Source organism: Paenibacillus sp. J2R1T-4, assembly GCF_059692235.1.
This window is the reverse complement of the sequence record NZ_JCAUBA010000019.1, coordinates 22239-43977: the sequence shown is the minus strand read 5'-3', so window position 1 is coordinate 43977 and position 21739 is coordinate 22239. Positions and strand designations below refer to the sequence as shown.

15 protein-coding genes are annotated in these 21739 nt (G+C 46.3%); 14 read left to right on the top strand and 1 reads right to left on the bottom strand.

Annotated elements, in window-relative coordinates; translation table 11 throughout:
* Positions 1-189: 189 nt before the first annotated feature.
* From AC58QD_RS25340 to AC58QD_RS25280, 13 genes are all read left to right on the top strand, one after another.
* Positions 190-1083 (top strand): ABC transporter permease, encoded by an 894-nt coding sequence (locus AC58QD_RS25340; RefSeq protein ID WP_497337898.1) that lies wholly within the window; start codon positions 190-192, stop codon positions 1081-1083.
* A 40-nt stretch (positions 1084-1123) separates the two neighbouring features.
* A complete protein-coding gene (locus tag AC58QD_RS25335) occupies positions 1124-2008 on the top strand; it encodes a carbohydrate ABC transporter permease (RefSeq protein ID WP_497337813.1) in 885 nt (294 codons plus the stop codon).
* A 48-nt stretch (positions 2009-2056) separates the two neighbouring features.
* The gene (locus AC58QD_RS25330) at positions 2057-3691 is read left to right on the top strand and encodes an extracellular solute-binding protein (RefSeq protein WP_497337812.1); all 1635 of its coding nucleotides are present in this window, start codon (positions 2057-2059) and stop codon (positions 3689-3691) included.
* 250 nt (positions 3692-3941) lie between these two features.
* Positions 3942-5171: an S-layer homology domain-containing protein gene (locus tag AC58QD_RS25325; protein WP_497337811.1), complete on the top strand. Its 1230-nt coding sequence runs from the start codon at positions 3942-3944 to the stop codon at positions 5169-5171.
* 13 nt (positions 5172-5184) lie between these two features.
* Complete coding sequence (locus AC58QD_RS25320) at positions 5185-12270, top strand: PKD domain-containing protein (RefSeq protein WP_497337810.1); 7086 nt, start codon at positions 5185-5187, stop codon at positions 12268-12270.
* Positions 12271-12435: 165 nt separating this feature from the next.
* Positions 12436-13164 carry a CpaB family protein gene (locus AC58QD_RS25315; RefSeq protein ID WP_497337809.1) on the top strand — a complete coding sequence of 243 codons (729 nt, stop codon included), beginning with the start codon at positions 12436-12438 and terminating at the stop codon, positions 13162-13164.
* 42 nt (positions 13165-13206) lie between these two features.
* Positions 13207-14463: a CpaE/TadZ family protein gene (locus AC58QD_RS25310; RefSeq protein WP_497337808.1), complete on the top strand. Its 1257-nt coding sequence runs from the start codon at positions 13207-13209 to the stop codon at positions 14461-14463.
* The gene (locus tag AC58QD_RS25305; RefSeq protein WP_497337807.1) at positions 14451-15911 is read left to right on the top strand and encodes an ATPase, T2SS/T4P/T4SS family; all 1461 of its coding nucleotides are present in this window, start codon (positions 14451-14453) and stop codon (positions 15909-15911) included. Before AC58QD_RS25310 ends, AC58QD_RS25305 begins: the two co-directional genes overlap by 13 nt.
* Positions 15905-16873: a type II secretion system F family protein gene (locus AC58QD_RS25300; protein ID WP_497337806.1), complete on the top strand. Its 969-nt coding sequence runs from the start codon at positions 15905-15907 to the stop codon at positions 16871-16873. Before AC58QD_RS25305 ends, AC58QD_RS25300 begins: the two co-directional genes overlap by 7 nt.
* Positions 16874-16905: 32 nt before the next feature.
* Positions 16906-17811 (top strand): hypothetical protein, encoded by a 906-nt coding sequence (locus tag AC58QD_RS25295; protein ID WP_497337805.1) that lies wholly within the window; start codon positions 16906-16908, stop codon positions 17809-17811.
* 203 nt (positions 17812-18014) lie between these two features.
* Positions 18015-18161 (top strand): hypothetical protein, encoded by a 147-nt coding sequence (locus AC58QD_RS25290; RefSeq protein ID WP_497337804.1) that lies wholly within the window; start codon positions 18015-18017, stop codon positions 18159-18161.
* A gap of 88 nt (positions 18162-18249) precedes the next feature.
* A complete protein-coding gene (locus AC58QD_RS25285; protein WP_497337803.1) occupies positions 18250-18675 on the top strand; it encodes a hypothetical protein in 426 nt (141 codons plus the stop codon).
* A 71-nt stretch (positions 18676-18746) separates the two neighbouring features.
* Entirely contained in the window at positions 18747-19229 is a 483-nt protein-coding gene (locus tag AC58QD_RS25280) for a hypothetical protein (RefSeq protein WP_497337802.1), read from the top strand.
* A 28-nt stretch (positions 19230-19257) separates the two neighbouring features.
* Here the strand turns inward: AC58QD_RS25280 and AC58QD_RS25275 are convergent, their stop codons facing one another.
* A complete protein-coding gene (locus AC58QD_RS25275; RefSeq protein ID WP_497337801.1) occupies positions 19258-20103 on the bottom strand; it encodes an SMP-30/gluconolactonase/LRE family protein in 846 nt (281 codons plus the stop codon).
* Between the two features lie 171 nt (positions 20104-20274).
* On the opposite strand from AC58QD_RS25275, the gene AC58QD_RS25270 reads away from it, so the two are divergent.
* Entirely contained in the window at positions 20275-21492 is a 1218-nt protein-coding gene (locus AC58QD_RS25270) for a M24 family metallopeptidase (protein WP_497337800.1), read from the top strand.
* Positions 21493-21739: the final 247 nt, after the last annotated feature.

The following is a 21739-nucleotide window of genomic DNA, read 5'->3' as shown; positions in this document are numbered from 1 at the left end:
AGTATCATGGTTAAAGGATCGAAACAATGTTACAGAATTCTTGCTATTAGATCTGAAACAATATTTCGCTAGTTACCTTAACTAAATTAAAAATGGGGGAGTATGTTGGATCAGGCACAGACACAGACACAAGTACAAGCACAAGCACGACAATTCACATCCGCTCCCAACAAGAGACAAGGCGCAGGGATGAGGGCGCTTCGCAAACATTGGCAGTTGTATCTCTTAGTTACTCCAGTTGTTGTTTACTTTATCATTTTCCATTACTGGCCGATGTATGGCGTTCAGATCGCCTTCAAAGATTTCATCGCAACTAAGGGAATATGGGGGAGTCCATGGGTCGGCTTCAAACATTTCGAACGGTTTTTTGACAGCTTCTTTTTCTGGCGGTTGATGAAAAATACGCTCGGCATTAGCTTGTACGAGCTGGCGGTAGGATTTCCAGTACCGATCTTACTCGCACTAATGATCAATGAGGTTCGATTGAAGGGCTATCGAAAATTCGTGCAGACGATTACATACGCACCTCATTTTTTATCCACTGTCGTAGTTGTTGGCATGCTCATGATGTTCTTGTCTCCTAATAGCGGATTGGTCAATATGGCCATCAAAGCGTTTGGAGGGGAGCCAATCTTCTTCATGACAGAGCCTGGTTGGTTCAAGTCTATTTACGTCTTCTCGGGAGTTTGGCAGCAGATGGGGTGGAGCTCTATCATCTACTTGGCCGCTCTGGCCGGAATCGATCCCCAACTGCATGAAGCTGCCAGGGTGGACGGGGCTTCGAGACTACAGCGGATTTGGCATGTGAACTTGCCTGGGATCCGATCGACGATCGTCATTCTTCTTATCCTGAATTTCGGATCGCTGATGGGTGTCGGATTTGAGAAGGTGTTCCTGATGCAGAACTCGCTCAATCTGGAAGGTTCGGACGTCATCTCGACCTATGTTTATCGGAGCGGGATCTTAGGAGCGCAATACAGCTTTTCCGCCGCGGTGGGGCTGTTCAATTCCGTAATCAATTTCATTCTGTTAATAACGGTCAACCGAATTGCGAGAAAAGTTAATCAGGTCAGCCTTTGGTAGAAGGATTTCCATAGAATTGTTTTCAGAAGGAGGTACATCAATGGAAACCCGAAGTTATGGGGACAAATGGTTCGATGCGATCAATATAACACTGCTGGCGATCATATCGCTTATCGTACTTTATCCTCTTCTCTACGTCCTTAGCGCATCTATCAGCAATCCTGCTACTGTTCTGAACGGGGACATGTGGCTGCTGCCGAAGGAGATTACATTCGCGGGATACAACAAAGTATTGGAGAATAAAGAGCTGCTGAATAGTTATGGCAATACGATTTTCTATACCGTTCTGGGGACCGCAATTAATCTGGTCATGACTGTCATGGCCGCCTACCCGTTATCGAAGCGTGATTTTCGCGGACGCAATCTTTTGATGGGGATCATGGTGTTTACCATGTTTTTCGGCGGTGGATTAGTGCCAACTTATATGGTTGTCAAAGAGCTTGGAATGACGAATACGTTCTGGGCACTCGTTATACCGAGCGCGGTATCTGTCTATAACATCATCATTATGAGGACGTTTTTCCAATCAAGCATCCCGAACGAAATTCAGGAAGCTGCCGCAATTGACGGCTGCTCGGAGATGCGCATCTTGAGGACCATCGTATTGCCGCTATCGATGCCGATTTTGGCAGTTATGACTTTATTTTATAGCGTAGGGCATTGGAATGCGTATTTCAACGCACTGATCTATTTGACCGATCGTGCCGATTATCCACTGCAGCTTATTCTGCGGGAAATTCTGATCCAAGGTCAAATGGAGGAAATGGTTAATGCGGGCGACAGTTCTCACGCTAAGACGCTCTTGGATCAGGAGGCGGTCAAGTATGCCGTCGTTGTTGTGGCCAACCTGCCTATTCTGATGCTCTATCCGTTCTTGCAAAAGTATTTCGTCAAAGGCGTTATGATTGGGGCTATTAAGGGGTAACCTCCCTTCTGGCATAGATAGCATACATGAAACTGGAGGAATCACAAGATGAGATGGAAAAAGTGGACAGCACTTTCGGTATCGTCGGTCATTACAGCTAGCCTGCTGGCAGGCTGTGGAGCGGCTAAGGGAACAGATGGGGGTTCTAACGCAGCACCAAATAAAGAAAGCGGAGTCGTGCAAAATGTCAACAAAGCGGGCATGCCAATCGTCAAAGAGCCAGTTGAGCTGACATTCTTCACTGGATTGGCTGCTACGAATGGCAGCAATAAATTCGAAGATCGGCTCGTGTGGAGCGAGTATGCCAAAATGTCTAACATTAAGGTGAATTTTCAAACCGTACCATTCGAGAACTTGACAGAGAAACGGAACCTTTCGCTGGCGAACGGCGACTATCCAGACGTGCTGTATTCGGCCAGAGTGCCTGCAGCTGATTTGATGAAATATGGCAGTCAAGGCGTATTCGTCAAGCTGAATGATCTGATTAACAGTTATGCACCTAATTTGAAGAAGCTGATGGACAAATATCCCGATCTTCGTAAAGCGTTGACGATGCCGGATGGCAACATCTATTCATTCCCATCCTTCTACAGTCCGGAGTTTCTCCCCATGCTGATCGGAACCCCGCTATGGGTGAAGCAGGATTGGTTGGATAAGCTGAACATGAAGGAACCGAAGACGACAGATGAATTGTACGCTTATTTCAAAGCTGTCAAAACAACGGATCTGAACGGCAATGGCCAAGCTGATGAAATCCCGTATAGCGGCACCGGCATCAACCCGTTGATGGAACAAATAATGGGAGCTTGGGGCTTAGGAACTCGTGGACTCGGGCACAAACATGTGGACATCGATCCGAAGACGAATGAATTGCGTTTTTTCCGTACAACCGAGAACTTCAAAGAATTGCTGCAATACATGAACAAGCTGTATTCGGAAGGGCTGATTGATAAGGACGTCTTCACCCAAACGGGCAATCAGCTTTATGCCAAAGGCGGCAAAGGGGTGCTTGGGGCAACGATCAATCCGAATCCGAAAACGCAATTTAATGGGGATGGTTATTTCGGTTTGGGAGCCTTAAAAGGACCGCACGGCGATCAATTGTATACGCACATTAAGGTACCAATGGTATGGCCAGGTGCGTTTGTCATTACAGACAAAAACAAAAATGTGGAAGCAACCGTTCGGTGGATGGACCATTTCTATGGTGATGAAGGCGCAACATTTTATTTCATGGGCAAAGAGGGTGTCAGCTATACAAAAGCTGCGGATGGTAAGCTTGAATTCATCGATGAAATCAAGAAGAACCCTAGCGGGCTGACAATGGACCAAGCGTTGACGAAATATGTCACGTGGATGGGCGGAAGCTACCCAGGTTATGTACAGGAGAAATATTTCAAAGGATCTGAAACGTTGCCGGAATCCGTCCAAGCCGGGAAAAAGGCTGAGCCCCACGCGATCAAGGAGTTGTGGTACAACTTCAACTTCACAGAACAAGAATCAGAATTCTTGAGTACAAAAGGGAATGACATTCATACCTACATCAAAGAGATGGAGGCGAAGTTTATTACCGGCGCAACTTCGTTTGCCGAGTGGGACAAGTACGTCACAACCGTTAAAAATATGGGTGTGAGCGACTATTTGAAAGTATATAAAACAGCTTACGATCGTTACAATAAGTAATATAATAGAGTATGTCTGCAGGGACTAACTCAATCGTCTGAGCGAAAAAGTATTGACCTTGTTGTCGCTTTATGGTATTTTTTGTATACAATAACTTAAAACTTATCGAGCGGAAGCACCGCCTATCATTCACTATTTATGTGGATTTTAGGCGGTTTTTTTGTTGTGTGTAAGTTTCAGGTGGATGATATGGAAAAATGTGGACGTGTGGATAGGAGTGTGATACAAGAAATAAGGAGACTGTTTGCAAATGGAAACTAATCTTTTGGTGGGAGTGAATGAAGTGAATAAGTTTGTTCGAAAGATGACGGTTGCCTGGGTGGTTGTGATTGTTGGTTTTGGTGCCTTTCAGATTATTTCTTACTCCGCTACAGATCCGGCGCCAGTTGTTAGTGCGAGGTCGCTTAATGATATAAGCGGTCACTGGGCTAATGAAGCTATCCAATCCGCCCTGCTCAAAGGGTATGTCGATGGTTATGAAGACGGCAGTTTTCGTCCTGATCAGAGTGTAACTAGAGCTGAGTTCGTGAAGATGACCGTAACAGCCTTGAAGCTGAGCGTTAGCGGTAAAGTCGAGGGTGCTGATTGGTACATCCCATTCGCTAATGCAGCAGTCAGTGCGGGCGTACATAAATGGACGGACTTCAATTCCGGTGACTGGAATACGCCGATGACGCGTACCGAAATGTCACGTGTTGCGGCACGTGCGATAGGGGGGGTTAATGAGGACGACAAGAAATGGTTGTATCTTGCTACGAGTAAGGGCCTTGTGCAAGGGATGGATGACTCTGGGACGTTGGGTGAGGAGCAGCCTACCAATCGTAGCCAAAGTGTAACGATGATTGAACGGATCTTGACGATTCGAGGCGGAGGCACACTTCCGGTTGATAAATATGCCGTTAGTCGGGCTGAGATTCTGTGGCATAAGACTAATATTTTTACGGTTATGCCGAAGGTGTTCGGGGGTGAGGTTTATGGTGAAGGCCCTGCTTGGAATCCGGATAATTTAAGAATTGATACTCCAGATGGATTATGGAGCGGTGAGTTGGATGCGCTTATTGCTATCGATTTAGAGGACCCGAATGATCCGAATCGAAGCTTGTTGCCTCCGATGTCGGAGTTGAAGTGGTTTAAGTCAGCCAGATTTCCGAATCAAATGGAGGAAATCATGCCTGCTTACTTGTTGTATTTTAAGAGTCATGTGAATTACAACCATGACAGTTCGCTATATACAGGGGATAGACTTAAGCAACTAATCTTAGGAATTGAAGATTGGGATCCTTCAAGAGCTTATAATGTTTTAAGTCGTGAAGTTATTATTTACCAGAAAGGCTTCACGGACACACCAGCTGTTTTACTTCCAAAGAAATTAAAGACGTCCGGAGACATCCTGCTAGAAATTTTTGATCCAATCATTGCCCCGAATCGAAACAATCGTCAAACCATTTTGTGGGTCAAATCACCAGAAAGGATTGAATAAAGGAGTTATTACAATGCAGATTCGAAAGGGACGATTAGTTTCGTCTATTGCTCTAATTCTTGTTCTAACCCTCGTAGTATCTATTTTATTTATAAATAACCCTTCCGTTGTTAGAGCGGAACGGGTAGATCCAGAATACGTCGGCGGCATTGTACTGCCGGGATTACGGATCAGCTCAGGCAAGACGTTAATCTTAAACAAAATTATACAGGCTCCTGCGGGAGAGAGAATCAAAAAAATAGAAGTTGTGAACGAGAATAATTCATTTGACCGTAGAGAAATTACAGAGGCTAGAAACCTAACGTCATACACATTCTCAGAAACGATGTCAGGGAATTCTCTGAGTGTTATTTCAAAAAATAGTATTACAGATGCAAGTTACTATGCGTGGTATCGGTATTCCACTTCAAGTGGAGACCCGAAATGGCATGCCGATTTTGACGTGCTTGATGCTAGTTATAATACATATAGTAATCATAGAGTATGTGGGTATGGTGTTGATCCAACATACCCTTCAATGAATGAATATCCTGGGTGTACAGATTCTACTTTATCTTTAACAGGTCAAAGAACCAATAGTTTTAAATTAGCAGACAATACTGAAGTAGAACCACAGTTCATTAACCATGAAGATACTGCAGGGAATTACAAACTAATTGAATCCGTAGATATTGAGGGCCCATCTGGGGTTTCTGGTTTCCCTGATAGCGAAGTATTTTCAAACATCACAGTAGACATCACACCAGACTTCAATACTGTTATCGTCCGACATACTGGAAATTTCAACTTCCCCTCTCCATACGCACAAGACCTAGCCGCACCCGGAGCAAAGCTCATGGTCTACTTTGGTCAGTTCACAGTAGACATCACCTCCAACACCTACCAGTACCCCTACGTACTAGAGGTCACTTACGAACAACTCGAGAAGCCTGATCTTGCAGCAACGAATATTGTCGCAACGACAAGTCTCATCATTAACAGCAATGCCACTTTCCAGATCAGCCTCCAGAACGGAAGCAAACCAATAACCAGTCCTTTCACCGTCTACTTGTACAGAAATGCGGAAGAATGGGGGAGGTGGACATACTCAGGAGCATTGGCGAACCAAGCTCTAACCGAGACGGTAACGAGACTATTAACCACTGCAGGGAATCTCAATCTAACCCTGGTAGTCGACGGGGACAATGAAATAGAAGAATCAAGGGAAGACAATAACACAAAGACTGTAACCTTCACAATCAACACAGGCGAAATCACCGGTGACTTCGACATAACCCCCAACACGATCAACTATCGGGAACCGTTCCAATTAACACCCAAGAATATAACTGCGACAGCTGGCTGCACCTACCAGTCCCATATTTATCGCTTAAGCAAAGGTTCAACCTGGGATACAGCATGGCAAACTAGCAGCACAGCCGCATATTCTTTCACATACCCAAGCCATTACCCAGCACCAATATCGGCAGGGTCCGTATCGGTCATGATGAAGCTGAAAGGAAGCTGCGGAGAATCGGGATGGATCAGCAAGACGTTAAACGTTCATGCACCTGCCTCCAACAACCCGCCCTTTTTCAAAATTGGTTGGTTCCATAACGGTGACTTTACAAGCCAAACTCCGCTCACACAGGTGGTGCAAGGTACAACGATACAAGCGCGTGTTATTGAGGATCCTGCCTCTCTTCCGTACCCTTCTCCAAGTGATCCAGACCACGATGAGTTTACCTTTACCGGTTGGGATTTTAGTCGTTCCAATACATGGATCAGCGGTTTACCGGCTACATACGGATTTGTCCCCGAGCAACAATATTTGCCGAATATCCATACAGACACATTGGGATATCACTTGATATACGCTACGATGACAGACAAGTTCGGAGCCGCTTACACAGCCTCCACGATGATCGAAGTCATCCCGCCCAACCCAATTCCTGTTGCAAGTTGTCCTCCTGTCGTGAAGGAAAATAGACAAGTAACTGCAAATTTGTTCAACTCCAGTCAAAGTATTAGTCCTCTTGGAAGACAGATCGATCACAGTAGAGATGAGTGGACGAACAAAATTGCTTCGTATACGAACGGTACAACAAGCGACATTACCGTACAAGCCTCCCTTCACGTTTGGGATAATGGCAGCCCGGCATTAAAATCGCTTCAACCGTCTACGTGTAACATAAATGTTAAACCGGATCTCGTGCCGATTGGAAAGCTGGACGTGCCGCCATTTGGAATTCGAAACATGCAGGTTGATTTGTACAATAAATCTTACAGCCTTGATGGTGATGTCTTAACGAGTGCAACGTACCTCTACAAGTATGATGCGGCTAACGACGGATTTGGCAATGATGGTTGGACTGCGCTTGCTGGCACCATGACCAAAGCAAGTTTCACGCCGACACGTGTCGGGAAGTACCAGTTTGATGTGACAGTGTGCGAAGATTACGGTAGATGCGCAAGCGCTACAGCAACACAACTTATTACGAGTCTTACTTTCGATACAATCAACCTAGCTCCGACTGTTTCGTTCACTATTTCCGGAGAGAACAAACAGCCAGACTCGAGTCAACCAATCAGCTATGGGATCAATACGGTTCTAAACAACTGGGGCTTGTACAAAGTAAACTCAACGCAGCCAAAAACGAACAAAAACTCAGTCTGGTCCAATAATGGGGGGTTGGTAGGTGGTCTAGGCAAGGGGTTCGAGCGTCAGTATTTCTACAACCTCAATACAACTTGGTTCGGTAATGATTACTATGAGAACTGGGCAGCGCCATTCCAGGATAATGGATATGGGGCTAACAACCTGTCGCCTTGGAGAGCTCAGACAAGCTTTAACTCCTCCCTCAACAACCTTGATTCCTTTCCTGTTTTTGAAGGAGATGCATCAAAGCAGGGGCTGTACTTCTATGACACTAGTCGTCCACCTATTCTGCGGTCTAACAAGAAGTACATTTATTTCGACAAAATCAGGCAGTATTACAACCACACTTACGGACGCAACGAGTATGAGGGCAAAATTTTTGCCATGAATAAGTCAGAAATCGGTAATGTTAAATCATTAGGAGGTTATTTCACGTGGGATTTCACTTACAACAACGGAAATCCGTATGATTTTGTTATTACGGCGGCGGCTATGGGTACGAGAACTTTTCCATCGAAGTACAATTACTGCGATGGCGGATGTACGGGTAACACAACTTCTATAGGAACACCTGTAATCACGGGGTATGAAATCTCCGACAAAACCATATACGCCACTATCATATGGACTTATGCAGCCCACTCAGGTTATGACTCGGACGGAAATTGGTTCGCTTACGAGGCATCTGCTCCTGATATAGCTACGTTTGACGCCTACACGGGCCAGTATCTGGGATCTGCTGTAAGCAAAGGATTCTCTCCTCCCAACTCATTTTCAACTTATGAGAACGGGTGGAAGATGTTAAACGCAATAAATAGGAATGACAATATGGTATTCTTTGATTTCGGATCCCGACAGGCATATGAATTGGAAAGAACAGCAGCGATAGTAAGGCAGATCGCTCTTCCGTCGGCTCCTGCTTACACGATGGGATCTGATCCAGACCCATGGGATGGATTTACTCCCTACTATACCACCAGAGTAAGCAACATCTACAAGGGAATGAACGGAGACATTTACTACTATGAAGATACGCTTCCTTCCTATTACCCAAGCGGTAGTTCTTTATCTGTTCAAACTCACGTAACCAAGCTTAATAACGATTCGTCTCTTGGTTGGAGGGTCAAGCTGTCAGGAACCGGTTCTAACCCTAACGCATGCGCGAACATCAGGGGGTTTACGAATGGTGCCGATGCCAAATCTCTCATTTTCATTGACCCCATCAACAACAAAATAGTCGCCAGAAGCTTTACAGACGGACCAAGCTGGACCTGCTACACCTACATGCAATCTGTCAATATGAACTCCGGAGCTGTCTCCAACGAGGACCCAACGCTTTTTGAGTGGACGGCTTATGGTGAGAAGTTCAGGTTAGATTGGAGCGGCAATTACTATGATGAAGCCTCCCTTGGGGCTGATCTGAACCATTACACCACTACACGGGAGAACTACTACACCCGACTTAACGATCCTAATGATACTCCGGATTGTGGTTGTCCTTTTGGTGATTATGTTCGGGACGCTGCCGGAACTTATCGTGGGAAAGCGGGTTCCGGAGGGCAGCAAGGATTCGGGTCCAATACGACAAGAGCGGTATTCTCCCAATATTTTGGGGACGGAATTTATGTAACGATGCACCATATCGTGAGTATGGGGAATTACAGTGACGATGTGTTCTACATGTGGATATCTAAGGGTCCTCCAACTACCGCCGCCGAAGTCATAAATCCATTTGAGCTAGGGCAATTCGTCTCCGATGTATCCGTAACAGATACGGAACTTTCGTTCACCATGCGGATGGAAGATGTTGCTGATACGGGAATGTCGGGTTTCTCCTTCCGAATGGCTGATCCAACTAACCGGTATGCAGTCGAAACTGACGGGACAACGTTATATTTAAGCAGGTACGTCGGCGGTAGTCGAACCGTTCTAAGCAGCGTAGCTTTTCCATTCCAGAACAACCTAGACTATTCGTTTAAGGTGAACATGGCAGGAGCACAGATAGATGTATCGCTAAATGGTGTGCCGTACTTGTCTGCATCGGATGGATCGTTCTTGAGTGGCAAGATCGGACCATTTTCGGAGAAGTCTTATGTGAAATTTAGTGGACTATCCACAAAGGTCGTTCAAGCAGGCACCACACAATGGTTGTCTAATTATGCTATTTGGGAAGGGGGTACGGCATCCGCGGAAGTTCGCTATGATCATATTATCTTCTCGGATCCTGAGTCAGACCCTTTAGCGGGAATCTACCAGTGGAGCTATACGCATATTCCGAAATTTATGAATAATCAAGGTGTCTCCGTTATGAATGGCCAAACGTATAGCAGTGAACGGCTCAGCTTCGACAAAGTGGGTGAATATTGGGTTACGCTGAGAGCAAGAGATGATCCCAATCCGAGCTACTTGTACTCGAGTATGGTGTTCGACCCTTATAGAAAAAACTCTAATGCTTATCAGGAGAGGCTTATTATTCATCGCAGACCTGTGGCACAGTTTACAATTGGAGTAAATGGGGATGGCACGATTAGTTGGAGTGAGAATAGCTACGATCCAGATCGCTGGGTTCATGGAGGAAGTTATTCGCCCCCTGATATAACGGGTATCAATTACGGAACGACACGCGGGATAATGGAGAGGAAGTATTACTACACGGCTCCAAGCGGCGCATACGCGGAAAGTAAATTGACCCGACCAACAGAGACGGGGACATATACGGTCGGCTTGTCCGTTCGGGATGAATATGGTGCTTGGAGCAATCCCTATATTCAATCCCTCACTGTCGGCAGTATTCCGCCGCCGAATGTTAGTCCAACTGCAACATTGACCTATCCTAACGGTACACAAGGCAGTCCGAATCTGATCTACACGACACGGCCTTCGATTACGTGGAATCAAAATGATTCAGGCGGCACGATTTTCCAAGGCTTCCACGTCAAGATATCCAATGAAGCTGGACATGTCGTTGCTGAGAGCGGAGAAAGCGCGCAATGGACTTCAGCACTGAGTGCATCCTGGAGTTTGCCAGTGGATCTGCAGGTCGGTGTTAATCTTCAGGTGCAAGTAAGGGTGAGCGATGGAGAGCAGTGGTCTGTTTGGTCAAATGTCGGTTGGATGAAAGTAAATAGTGCCCCTGCTGTCACTTTGATGTATCCAAACGGTCTGCAGTTTTCACCTAATCTTATTCAGGATAATCGTAGGCCGACTATTTCATGGAATCAATATGACGCGGATATAAATCTGGGAACATACTTCCAAGGCTATCACGTTCAAGTGTTAAATGATGTCGGAACAATCCTCTATGACTATAGCGCAGGCCAATATACACAGTCCAATTCCCAAAGCATGACGGTAACTGCAGATTTACCGACTGGACAGCCTCTACAAGTCAGAGTTCGCGTACACGATGGTGCGGCTTGGTCGGGATGGTCCAACACGGGATGGTTGATAATCAATCTATCTTCATCGGCACAAGTAACAAATCCAACTGGCACCCAAGCAACTCCGTCAACAGTCAGTCCACAACCGAACATAACTTGGACACAATCTGACCCCGATCCAGGAACTGTATTTTTGAAATATCAAGTTCAATTCTGGAACGAGGCGAACACATCGACCGTGCGTGATTCAGGTGAAGTATCGCAAAACACATCCTCCACAACACAAAGTTATCAGGTAACAACAGATTTGCCGGCTGGACAGAAGCTAAGGGTGAGAGTAAGAGTATTTGATGGCTTTGTATGGTCGAATTGGTCGGTTGATAGATGGATATTAACGAATCGTCCCCCCGATCCCGCCTTTGATTGGCTGCCAAAGCCGATATGGGAAGGAGATAGGGTCACTTTGCTCAATGAATCTAGTGACCCCGATGGGAATTTGCTCTCTTACAACTGGGAGATCACAGAGCCTGATGGAGCTGTTATATTAGCAAATAGCATGGATGTGACGAGGAAATTTAGTATGCCGGGTCAGTATTTGGTGAAGCTAACAGTTTCAGATGGGACGGAAACGAGAAGCGTTACCCATTCCATATGGGCGCAAGAGCTGAAGATTACAGCATCCGTAAGTCATACCCCTCAGTGGCTTGAGCTTCATACAGAGCGCGGGAATAATACAACAATGGTGCCGCTGGACTTTTATTCAGGTGAAATATTTCAACTTGAATTAACGGCTTCTTCTGCTCCTGTTGCTGGAGTTGTGGCTTGGATCGACGCTTTAGGACGAAATGGTATTGAACGGACCGTATCGACAAATCTTATGCAAGTGCCATTAGTCTCTAACCAGTATCAAGGAGAATTATTTGAAAGCTGGTTCCTTTCCATGACCGAAGGCTTAGAGCTTGGATTGCTGCCGATTCATTTCAGAATTACCTACTCGAATGGAGCAGTAAAATCACAGGACGTGTCCGTTAGAATCATAGGAGCTGCTAGCCAGGTCGTTCGTGTACACCGCCAACAGTAGAATATAGTCAAATTGTGTCGTAAAAAGTGATTTACATAATAAAACATATATGGTATATTAAGTGTGATCCATTTATAAAAGATGTTTGCGAAGGACGCAAACTTTCGGGAGTATTCCCGTGAGTTGCGTCCTTTTTTTGTTTCACAATACGTGGAGGTGATAGGAATGAATCGCAGGAGAAACCTGCTGATCAGCATGACGGCGGCATTGCTCTCGGGAGCGCTCGTATATGGCGTCTATGTCCTTCAGTTGAAGCAGGTGGAACTGCAGAAGACGATTGATGTCATCGTGCCAAGAGATTTCATCCCAACTGGAACGATGATTACGGCAGAGATGGTAGAGACCATGCCGATAGCCCTCGGTGCGGTGAATGGAAGACAACAATATTTAGCAACCGAGCTTACCTCCGTTGTAGGAACGGAAGCTGTTGTCCCGCTTGGCACGTTGGAACCGATACTGCTCTGGAAAGTAGATCGGTTCCATCTTCTGCCTAATCAGTCTCAGTCCACTTTTCAGATTCCAAAGGATTACATTCTTACATTATCTAATGGAATTCGGGCTGGAGATCAGGTGGATATATATATTTCGGGCGGAGAGGGGGAATCTCGTAGATTATTCGAGCATAGCATCCGAGTTGCCTCGGTGAAATCATCAGCCAATGTGGAGGTGGATAACCCCAAGAATCCGAATCTTTTGTCCAAGATCCATTCAGATACGGAGAAAATGTACTATTCCAGACGAGAAGCAAACGGGACAATCGATCATATTAATTTGAACTTAACGGGGGAGGAATGGCTCACCATAGATCGGATGTGTAAGTCCAAGAAAGCGAAGCTGGTCATTGCGTTGACCGCATCGTATATCAAAGGGGATGATGCCCGTATCCAGCCATAAGGCTGTACGAACTAGAAGTTCAGGAGGAGGTGCAAAGCCTGCATGCTAGTATTATTATCCGCAGATGAAGAGCTGAACCAGCGTTGGTTGTCATACCGAAAAGGAGGGATTGAACGCTACTTCACTTACTCAGAGCCACATGAATTGTTAGAAGTATTAGATCGCCAGTCTATAGACCATGCGGTATTATCGGATCGGTACTTTGACTTCGGCTCTTTCTGTGACTACACAGAGAGCTTGCGTGAACGACAGCCTAATATTCGCATCTCTGTTTTGTTAAGTGATCGACATGATCGGCTGCTCAATGAGCGTTGGATGAAGACATGTTTAGCCAACGGTTACTTCTGGATATCCCCGCATCGCACCAATGAAATGATTATTCAGCAGCTGCACGAATACATGAACGGTAGTCCTTCAGTTGTTCGTGAACCCCGTTCCAAGCTTATGGTATTCGTAGGTTCAACTCCGAATATCGGAACGACGCTCGTCTCCTTCGGAACAGCAGTAGAGCTGGCCAGGGCGACAGCGCACCGCGTCGGTTACATTTGTTTGAATCTTAAGAGTTCCAAGCTGCATCGATATTTGGGTAATGAACGACCTTCCTATACGCTTGATCAGTTACGTGCTGAACTACGTTCGCAAAGTTTGACTAGAGATAAGCTGCTTCAGGCATGCGAGTCTCTGAGAGGTGTTCCCAACATGCATGTATTATTCGGCAATATGCTGAGAGAGCAAGCAGAATTTTATATGCCGGAAGATATCGCCCATCTATTGAAGGTTGCAAGGACGACATTCGAGATTTGTATTGTTGAGGTTAACGCTTATTGGGATAATGCAGCTACCCTGGGCGGACTTCTGGAGGCGGACAGTAAGTATTTAATCACGACGAATGAATTGACTCACTTCCAAGAGGATACGAACCGTTGGCTCAACAATCTATGTCACACCTTTGGCATTCCGCCTTCAGGGTTTGATTTAATCGTGAATCAATCAGATAGGCAGAGCGGGACAGCTGTGCTGCGGCTCAAGGATATACGTCGGGAAACGGCTATGAATGTATTGGGACAAATTCACCGACACCCATCCGTAGTAGAATCCATGAATCAGGGTAAGCTTTTAGAGCTTCTGCTTGGTCGTCATCCTGTAATGAAGGAATTGTTCCGAATAACGGATGCGATGATACGTTACCATCAGTTTGAACGGAAACCTGTGCAATTAGATCGCTCAGATGGAAAGAGCTGGTTTGGAAATGTTCGCTTTTGGATCGAGAAAGGAAGATCAGCCAAGTGGGAAGCTTGAGTACAACTTTGCCGGAAAAGAGGTTTTCCTTAGCTGCATTTTCTGTTGATACGAATCGACTCAAAGAAGAACATAACGGAATGACTGACTTGATCGACGCTAATGGTAAGCTTCACGAGTTTCGATTCCAAGATACAACTGAACGTAAACAGAATGAGTTCAACCGATGTGTGGAAGAAATTCGCAACGTATTGGTTGCCTCCAAGGGAAGGACGGATGAAGAGAAACAACAATACAGTGAAGCGCTGAACCGCGCAGTATTAGGCTTCGAGCAGGAGAGAGGGCAATTTTTAGCTATTATTAGCGATCAGTTGGCCAAAAAACGGTTGAGTCATGTAGAGCCGCCGAATCGCGTCTACAGCACGCTTACAGAAGCAGTTTTTGCTGAAGTAATAGGATTGAACGTGCTTGAACTGGTCATGAAGAACCGCGAGGGCCTTGAGGAAATTCAAGTTGTCGGGAGGGATATATACGAGGTGCGAAGCGGGCAAGCCCTGCCTTCGTCAATCAGGTTCCAGAACGTAAGCGATGTTGAGCGTATCCAACAAAATCTGGTGTTGTTTAACAATGAAGTGATCAATCCTCGCAAGAGATGGGCAGAAGTATCTTTGAAAGACGGGTCCCGCGTAACCATGACCGGATTCGGGTTCACCGCTGAGCCTACACTTACGATACGATTCTATACTATGAAATATTTTAATCTGGACACTTTATGCGATTCCAATTATGAGACTATCAATGAGCCGATGAGGATCATACTAGAGGTCGTGCTGCGCAGCTGCTTCAATATGGTGATCACAGGACCGACGAATTCTGGCAAAACGAATCTGATCAAAGCGCTAATAGCACAACTGCCTGATCATGAACGTCTTATTACTATAGAATCGCGGTACGAGCTCATGTTGAAGCGGGATTTTCCGAGAAAAAACATAATCGAGTATGAAGTGGATGAGGAGGATACCGCTCATTCGGGGAACCAAGCTTTCAAGCTGGCATTGCGCCAATCACCCAAGCGTATATGCCATGCAGAGATCAGGGACGAGGACGCCAATATTTATGTAAAAGCGTGTACAAGAGGGCATGAGGGCAGTCTGACATCGGTGCATGTTAACGTTCTGGAAGATGTGCCGGATGCCATAACCGAAATGTGCATGATGGACCGGAGGGGGATGGATCCGGAGCGGTTGAGAAAAAGAATTACCGAGTACGTTACTCAGATCGGTATGGAAATGGGGTTTGTCGGAGGGCAGCGTAAACTGCTGCGTATTGGGGAGTATGTATATGTAAACGGAGAAATAAGCGTACGGGATATTGTTTGCTACAACTATGCTGCTGGTACATGGGTCCTTAAGGATGCATTTTCACAGCGAGCAACAGCCCGAATACTGCGATTAGACCCGAAAGGCCATAGACTGCTGACTGAACTTGGATGTGTGGAATCTTGCTGAAAGGAAATCTTACCGAAAGCTCATTGGCAGTGATAGGTTTGCAGACAGGTTTCATAATTTTGCTATTCATGCTTCTCTACTTAGCAATCCGCATGCTGCTTCATGCTGGGGCCAATCGCTCCACAACGCGCAACAGATTGGCTTATGTGCATGATCAGACGATGGCAAGCAGGTTGTCTCGCTTTATGACTCGATATAGCGGCCTATATCGGCATCTTACCGATTTGTTAGAATCGCTTCGTTACCGGATGTCGCTAGGTGCCTTGCTCTATTTGACTTTAACGTTGGCGTTGGGAGGTGCGATTGCAGGAGCTTTGATGTTCGGGAGTATAAAGGGAGTCGCTTCAACAACCCTGATGATGGGGACGTTACCTTATCTGACTCTGCGAATGAGGCTTATTAGCCTGCAGATGAAAGCTAGACTTGATTTTCTGCCTGCTGTCGAGCTTTTCTATCAATATTATTTGGTATCAGGGCAGCGGAACATTCGCAAAGCTTTGCATATTACGCTTGAAGAGAACCGGATGTTGTACCCTATGAAGGCTGTGTTCGAACAGCTTAATCATAACTTGACTACGAATCGCAGTGTCGATGATAGTTTGCGATTGTTAACCGTCACGCTTGGACATTTGTGGGCTGACTATTTTGCCAATATTATGCGAGTTGGGCTTACGGAAGGGAACGAAATTGGAGAGAATCTCAAACAACTGATAACCGATATGCGCCGTGCACAAAGGGCTGATCAAGCTGAACGGAATCGTCTATTAGAAATACGAATTGCCAATTTTTCATCTATTTTATTCCTCATCTTATTTCTTTCTATAAATTTCAAGCTAAATTTCTCTAATGCCTGGCATTATTATGTGCAAGATCCAGACGGCCGCAATATGGTGCTGGATGGGGGGATGTTGATTTTCGGCTCGTTCCTGATGGGCTTGTATTTATCTATCCGTCGAATGTAAGGGATGTTATATGGAAGGAGTGTTAGTTGCGATTGGCAGTAGCAGAGGTGCAATTAGAATGGCTAGGATGGATCAGTTATGGAAGCTTGTTTGTTCTGGTATTTATTAGCATGTATTATGCTCTATTATCTGGGTACCGCAAGAGAGGACGCTGGCCTGTACTCAATTGGAATAAATGGATGAAGCAGCAACGTTATCCTGCCTGGTGGCTGAAGGTGTTGGGGATTCAGATGGGTACGCCTGGTCTTGAGCACAAAAAACAACTCCTTGCAAGAAGCGGGTTCCAAGTGGATCTTATAGATTATGAAGTCATTCGACGATTGTTGAGCTTCCTAGCTGTAATCGTTGTATTACTAGGAGCTACGGCTGCTAGATTGCAAGGGATGGATCACTATGTTGAACCCATATATTTGCTGCTTTGCGGAGGTATTATGCTGCTCTTGCTGGGGACTGACCGAGTGATCCTGGAGGCTATCAGCAAACAACGCTCACAGAAAATCATGAAAGAAATTTATGTACTGAGCAATCAGCTCCTCTATTACAACGGCTCAAGGCAAAGTCTGCATCATAAGCTGTCACGATGCATCCCTTTTACCCGTGTTATCCGAGGAGAACTCCAGCTGCTGTTGAACGAGTGGTACTCCGGTGCGGAGCAATCGATTCGCCGCTTTAAGCAGAGGCTTAGTACAGATGAAGCTTATAGCTTTGCAGAGACTATTAATTCGATCCGTTTGTATGAGAATGACAATTATTATGTGCTTCTTCGTGAAAGGATACAGGATTATAAGGAAAAACTGGGACTAGCAAAAGACAGCCGCAAGGAAACGACATCGTATGTACTGTTCCTGATAGCGGGTCTGCCGATCCTCAATACGTTCCGTATTTTTATTTATCCTTGGGTAATGGAAGGCCAGAAGCTGTTCCAGACCTTGCAATGATAAGCAAGTTTTTAATAGAAAGGAAGGATGATCGAAAATGAGAAATATACTTATGACTGTGATGATGCTGATAGTAGTGGCGCTGTTATTTACCAGTATTATTAACGACAATAACACTGGGATGCGTCGCAACATCCAGACCCACGGTACTACGGCAAATACAGACATTACTGCACTTATTCCTTAAGTTGAGGCATGTAAAGATGAGACAGCTTCTTGTTACAGCATTGCTCATTATGGTCATCCTAGTAATCTATAATCGCACGATAGGGGGAGAGGAAGGTACGAAGTCGAAAGTCATAGACAGCGGTGTCCGGGTAGGAACATCGATTCAATCTATTAATCCTTAATTGGCGGAGAAGATTTGTACAGTGTGGAGGTGAAATGGAAGTGAATATGAAATCAATAAGAAAGGGGAAGGAGAGCAGAAGCTAAGAGATGAAGCAAATTTTGGTGTTCGTGTTATTCGCAGGCTTACTATGCTGGTTCATGTTCTCGCCTACATACAAACATGTGCTCATGATTCGGAACGCGGTTCTGCAGAAAGAGGTGGATCTGATGTTGGAAATAGGTGCAAACGGAAGCCATGGTTATATAGACAATACCGCAATAGAAGCGTCTAAGCTTAGATTAGAAGGAAGGGGGTTCAATCGATCCCTGCTGCAATATGAAGTTTTAACCACAAGCGGTGTAGATGGCAGCAACGCAAGTGCCCCTGTTCTCAGAGGTATAGGCTTGAGGCTGCAGATCAGTTACCCCTATCAAAGGTTATTCGAAATCGATCGCCTCATTGGGATTACGCCGCCTTCTGCAAGTGCACGGATGTCCGCAGAGGGATTAAAAATGAGTGAGTACGTTCCTTAGCTGGAGCAAGACGATTTAAGGTAATTCATTAGTGATTGTTGCGATTTTAGGCGGTTGGGTGAGAAAGTGCTATGTATAAATTTCTTGTTTTCATCGTCATGTTCTCATTCCTGCTGCTAATAAATGCTTTGCAGACAGACGAACAATTGGCTATGCAATCTCTATTCGAAGGCAAACGCGCGGTGAATCGGGCGGCTCATGCTGGAGCACAGCAACTCGATATGCAGAAGCTGGCAGAGGGGGTCATATCCATTGATCCCCTCGCCTCACAAGCTGCAGCGCTTGATTACTTACGCGCCAACCTTAAGCTGGACGCTGCGAATATACCGCAATCGTCAAGCTTTTGGAAGTCAGAAGTGGAAGTTGCTGTATTCGAAATCATAAATGAGAACCATACTTTTCCTTACACATATACGAACTCTACTTACAATTATTCGGTTACCTTTAACCGTCCCGGTTTAGTTCTCATCGTCCGCATTATATATCCCCGTGTTTTTACGGTAATTAGTCCTATCACATGGGATGTGAAGGGAGCGGCAGAATTAGTGTACTAGAGTGGCATGGGAAAGTCCGGTTCTCGAATCAAATGTGTTGTTGCAGCATGCTCCACTCACGACCTGGGCGATCAACTCGGAACGTCTCGATATTTCCTTTATCCTGTAGAGTTACATAAGCCGTGCACCCATCTGGTCCACCGAAGGTAATGTTACTGCAGCTTTTGCCGTGGAGCTCAATTTCTCCTAATAATTCACCCAATGGGGATACCTTGGCTATAGTTCCTTTGCCATATCGAGTAATGTACAGATTGCCGTCAATATCGCAACGCATTCCATCCATGCCATGATCTTCAAATGCAATGAGCAGCCGCTTGTTGCTGATTGCTTGATCTGGGGAGAGATCGAACGCCCACACGTTAAGTTGTTGGGTTTCATTGACGTATAGTGTTCGGTTATCTGGACTTACTTCAATCCCGTTGGTCGTTCCCATTTCTCCATCGAGCAAGGTTACGCTCCCGTCTGTATTTATTCGCCATAATTGTCCTGTTCCAGCTCCCCAATCAGGGTCACTTGCGAATAAAGTGTCATTGTCCGCGATGGCAATATCATTGGGTTGATTCATGGAAGGCTCATGTGCGAATACGGAGATTGCCTGAGTATCCATATTAACCTTCAGAATATTATGGCCGGTGTAATCGGCAATGAACATATCTCCCGCTCGGTTGAACCGGATTCCATTTCCGGTGCTGCCAGCAGGGAGCTCTACGAAGAGGCTCGTTTGCCCGTCTGGAGTAACGCTGCCAATTGTGCTTTGTCGTTCGTAGTTGACAGCATAGACAATACCATTACGATCGCATGCGGGGCCTTCGATTCCAGAGGTGAAACCGCTTTCTGGTGTTAGTACGGTACTCTTGATTGAGCTCGATTCCATAGGGATACACATCCTTTTATATGTATTGTGGTAAAGACGGCTGAAGCTGATGAGGTACAATATTCTAACTAGTCATTCGCTTTTTGGTGGGGGGTTTCCTGCTCATGGTGTATCCAGTGTATAATAGAAGGAATCCATTACGAGCAGTCTTCAGGAAAGGGATATATCCAAATGCAAACAGTCTACGGGAATGAAGGGCCGCAGCGTCGTCAGCGGCTTCAACATAAAATGCTTCAGCAAGACATCGACGGAATGGTAATTACACAGAATGTCGATTTGTATTATTTCACCGGTTCGATGCAAACCGGTTATTTGTTCTTGCCTGCGGTGGGCGAAGCGGTGTATTTCGTCCGCCGCAGCTTGCTGCGCGCCGAGCAGGAAGCGGATGTAACCGTACGCGAGCTCGGCTCGCTGCGGTCATTCGCGGTAGGCCTCGCGGCGAGCAGCCCGCATTTGTTCGGCAGCGGTGCAGACCGCGATCCGGACAAGCCTGTCGTGCTGGCGGCGGAGTACGACGTGCTGCCGGTGGCGCAGTTCCAGCGGTTGACGGCGGCATTGCCGTCAGCCAAGTGGGTCGACGGCTCGCTGCTGATCCGCGAGACGCGCATGATCAAGTCGCCTCGTGAAGTCGAGGCGATCCGCGAAGCTGCGCGAGTGATCGACGCAGCGTTCGAGCACGCGCTGGCGCGCCTTGCGCCAGGCATGACCGAGCTCGAGCTGATGTCGGCCGTCGAATCGGCCATCCGGCTGCGCGGTCATATGGGGCTTATGCGCGTGCGCGGCTACAACCAAGAGATCATCACCGGCATGATCGGTGCTGCAGAAGCTGCCGCGCGGCCGACGTACTTCGACGGCCCGGCAGGCGGAAGCGGGCTTGGCCCAGCCAGCCCGCAGAGCGCAAGCCGACGTCCCATCGGCCGCGACGAACCAATCCTCATCGATATCGGCTGCTGCATCGATGGTTACGTGATCGATCAGACCCGAACGGTCGTGATCGGCAATCTCCCCGCTGACCTTGAGCGCGCATACGCGGTCAGCGAACAAATACTGCGCAGCACAGAAGCCCAGCTGCGTCCAGGCACGATCTGCGAAGAGCTTTATACCTCTTCGCTCAATCAGGCAGCCGAAGCGGGCCTAGCCGACCACTTCATGGGCTTCGGCCGTGACCAGGTCAAATTCCTTGGTCACGGCATCGGACTTGAGATCGACGAGCTGCCTGTTCTCGCCCGCGGCTTTCAATACCCGCTTGAACCGGGCATGGTTATCGCCATCGAGCCCAAATTCACTTTCCCAGACCGAGGTGTGGTCGGAATCGAGAATTCCTATCTCATCACCGAGACGGGCTTCGAGCAGCTAACCCTAACACGCGAAGGTCTAATCCGAGTGTAGGTTTTGTTGCGGGATCAGTTTCCTGCACTACGCCAAGCTAAACGTTACAATGTTTGAGGAGTACTAATAGCCATTGCTGCTATAGGTTAAAAGGGCAGAGAATACCGTATATTCTAAAATAGCAAGTTTTACTATTGGTTATTGAGCTGGTTTCGGAGAAAATCACTTCATATCACAAAAATAAGGGATAGTCCGATTTGCTAATTGGTGATTGGATAGGTAAATGTTCAAAATAGGCAGCAGTAAC

What these genes read in the sequence shown, in the direction of transcription:
- AC58QD_RS25340 (WP_497337898.1), top strand. Translation starts at nt 190, where the DNA reads ATGAGGGCGCTTCGCAAACATTGGCAGTTGTATCTCTTAGTTACTCCA.
- AC58QD_RS25335 (WP_497337813.1), top strand. Translation starts at nt 1,124, where the DNA reads ATGGAAACCCGAAGTTATGGGGACAAATGGTTCGATGCGATCAATATA.
- AC58QD_RS25330 (WP_497337812.1), top strand. Translation starts at nt 2,057, where the DNA reads ATGAGATGGAAAAAGTGGACAGCACTTTCGGTATCGTCGGTCATTACA.
- AC58QD_RS25325 (WP_497337811.1), top strand. Translation starts at nt 3,942, where the DNA reads ATGGAAACTAATCTTTTGGTGGGAGTGAATGAAGTGAATAAGTTTGTT.
- AC58QD_RS25320 (WP_497337810.1), top strand. Translation starts at nt 5,185, where the DNA reads ATGCAGATTCGAAAGGGACGATTAGTTTCGTCTATTGCTCTAATTCTT.
- AC58QD_RS25315 (WP_497337809.1), top strand. Translation starts at nt 12,436, where the DNA reads ATGAATCGCAGGAGAAACCTGCTGATCAGCATGACGGCGGCATTGCTC.
- AC58QD_RS25310 (WP_497337808.1), top strand. Translation starts at nt 13,207, where the DNA reads ATGCTAGTATTATTATCCGCAGATGAAGAGCTGAACCAGCGTTGGTTG.
- AC58QD_RS25290 (WP_497337804.1), top strand. Translation starts at nt 18,015, where the DNA reads ATGAGACAGCTTCTTGTTACAGCATTGCTCATTATGGTCATCCTAGTA.
- AC58QD_RS25285 (WP_497337803.1), top strand. Translation starts at nt 18,250, where the DNA reads ATGAAGCAAATTTTGGTGTTCGTGTTATTCGCAGGCTTACTATGCTGG.
- AC58QD_RS25280 (WP_497337802.1), top strand. Translation starts at nt 18,747, where the DNA reads ATGTATAAATTTCTTGTTTTCATCGTCATGTTCTCATTCCTGCTGCTA.
- AC58QD_RS25275 (WP_497337801.1), bottom strand. Translation starts at nt 20,103, where the DNA reads ATGGAATCGAGCTCAATCAAGAGTACCGTACTAACACCAGAAAGCGGT.
- AC58QD_RS25270 (WP_497337800.1), top strand. Translation starts at nt 20,275, where the DNA reads ATGCAAACAGTCTACGGGAATGAAGGGCCGCAGCGTCGTCAGCGGCTT.